The sequence below is a fragment of the Mesorhizobium sp. M7A.F.Ca.CA.003.01.2.1 genome (assembly GCF_003998945.1).
Lineage (GTDB): Bacteria > Pseudomonadota > Alphaproteobacteria > Rhizobiales > Rhizobiaceae > Mesorhizobium > Mesorhizobium ciceri.
Genome location: NZ_RZRA01000926.1, coordinates 1 through 2,200 on the forward strand (window position 1 = coordinate 1; position 2,200 = coordinate 2,200).

General features: G+C 61.8%; 2 protein-coding genes and 1 pseudogene. All 3 read right to left on the reverse strand.

All coding sequences use genetic code 11. From position 1 onward, the window contains the following. A pseudogene (locus EN969_RS27755) lies at positions 1–183 on the reverse strand (pilus assembly protein CpaD); the annotation flags it as partial. A 14-nt stretch (positions 184–197) separates the two neighbouring features. Continuing rightward, positions 198–1,718 carry a type II and III secretion system protein family protein gene (locus tag EN969_RS27760; protein WP_013533683.1) on the reverse strand — a complete coding sequence of 507 codons (1,521 nt, stop codon included), beginning with the start codon at positions 1,716–1,718 and terminating at the stop codon, positions 198–200. Then, positions 1,715–2,200: Flp pilus assembly protein CpaB (gene cpaB, locus EN969_RS27765; protein WP_127419570.1), on the reverse strand; the 486-nt coding region annotated here is incomplete at its 5' end. The genes cpaB and EN969_RS27760, both read right to left, overlap by 4 nt.

Consider the following 2,200-nt stretch of genomic DNA (forward strand, 5'->3'; position numbering starts at 1 on the left):
CGGATGGTTGGTGCGGTAATCGTCCGGAATGGCGCCGACCGTGATGCTGTCGCGCTGGGCGCAGCCGGCGAGCAGCGCCGCCACCGCAACCGCCAGGACAGGAACGGCTCGCCGGCAGACCCGTGAACGGCCGAGACGGGTCGTTGCGGCGATGGTGCTTGCCTTCAATGCTGACTGAGACATGTCCGCTTCCCCGCTTACTTGTAGATGAAGCCGACAACGCCGTGGTAGCGGCCATTGGGCTTGTCGGTCTGCATGGTGCCGTAGACGCGATTGACGCGGCCAAGGAACATGCCGGCGCCATCGCTGGCGGCGTTGAAATTGTCGTCCGGCTTGGCAAGGTCGTTGCGCGCCACCGGCTTAACCAGATAGGGCGTGATGATGATGACGAGCTCGGTCTCGTTTCGCACGAAATCCCTGCTGCGGAAGAGCGCGCCAAGCACCGGGATCTTTGTCAATCCAGGCAATCCGTTGACGGCTTGCCTGACATCGTCGCGAACCAGGCCGGCGATCATCATGGAGCCACCGGATGGCAATTCCACCGTTGTGTCGGCAAGGCGCTTGCGCAGCGACAGGGCATTCATGCCGGGACTCGTCACGCCTGAGGAGAACGATACGGATCCCTCGGTTGTCGGCTCGGAAACCGACGTCCTGACTTTCAAACTTATGCGGCCGGGAGACAACACAACCGGCTGGAATTCCAGGCCGATGCCGTACTCGATCTTTTCGACGCTGTAGGTCTTCAGGCCGGTCTGGTTGTCTTGCGATACATTTGCCGAGACACCCGTGACCATATTGTATTCACCGCCGACCTTGAAGGTTGCCTTCTCGCCCGACACAGCCGTCAAGGTCGGCTCGGCCAAGGTCTTCATCACCCCGGACTGCTCCATAGCGTTCACATAAGCCTGCAGTCCTGAAGCGCCGATTTGAAAGCCGGAATTCGACAGCTGTTTGCCGAGACCCGTGAAGTTGTCGCTGATTGCGCCGTAACTAATGCCGTTGCTGCCGCCGCTGCCAACCATGTTGACGCCGAGCTGCTTCATCACCGAGCGGCTGACTTCGGCGACCGTGACCTTCAGCGTGACCTGGTCGTCGCCAATGATCTGGATCAGGTTGACGATCTGGCTGGTGCGGCGCTCCTGGTCCGGATTGTTGATGTCGACACCGCTCTGGGCCGAGCCGCCAGCCGCGGTCTGCGAATATTGTCCCGTCGTCGCTTCACCACCCGACACGAACATGTTCGCCAACTGTTCGGCGCGCTTGGCATCCAGGGGGGTATCCACGGTTCCTGTGAGAACGACGTTGTCGTTCAGCAGTTCCACCTTGACAGCCGACGTCGGCAGGAAGCGCCTGATATAATCTTCAAGGCCGGCAACGTCGCGTTCGACGGCCAGGTCCAGGCTGACGATCTGCTCGCCATTGGGGCCGAAGACAAAGATGTTCGTCTCGCCGACCGCCTTGCCGAACAGATAGATGCGCCTTGCGGTGCGGGTCACCGCATCGGCAACCGCCGGATTGGCGACGAGAATGTCATAGGCATCGCTCGGCAGGTCGATGACCACCGACTTGTTGAGGCCGAGCTTGACGCGCTGGGTGGCCGTCGATGCCGTGACCTGCGCGTTCTTTGCCTCGACGACGCTGCCTTGCACATTCGTTCCGACGAGCAGCAGGCCGAATGCCGCGGCTACGATTGCCGGCAGTTTGCCACCTAGCTTCATTTCCTTGCTCCCACTTCGGAAACTTCGCCCGACTTGATCAGCCTCACCGTTCCCCTGCGGCCATTGCCGGAAACGAGATAGTCGGCCTCACCCACATTCTTTTCCTGCGTGTCCGCGACCGCCCGCAGCGCCAGGGTCAGGCGATCCGCCATCTGCTGGGCGACGGTGATAATCTCCGCCTGCTTGGGCGTCAGTTCCAGCGTGGCGGTCTGGCCCACCCTGGTCTTCTTGCCTTCCTCGTCCTCCTGAATGGTCTGGTCGATGGCCAGGACGCGGATGTTCTTGAGGATGGTCTCGGTGTTGAAGCCGGCGGCACCGCTGGCGGCATCGGCCCTGCGGGTCATGATGACGTCGACGAAATCGTTGGGAAGAATGAAGCCGCCGGCCGACGTGTCGGCCGAGATGGCCGTGGCGACCGCCCGCATGCCGGAAGGCAGGATCGACGACATGAAGCTCTGCCCCTCCCCGATCAGCTTGGAACG

Excerpts from the sequence above, each read along its gene's own strand:
- EN969_RS27760 (WP_013533683.1), bottom strand. The coding sequence starts at position 1,718 with ATGAAGCTAGGTGGCAAACTGCCGGCAATCGTAGCCGCGGCATTCGGC.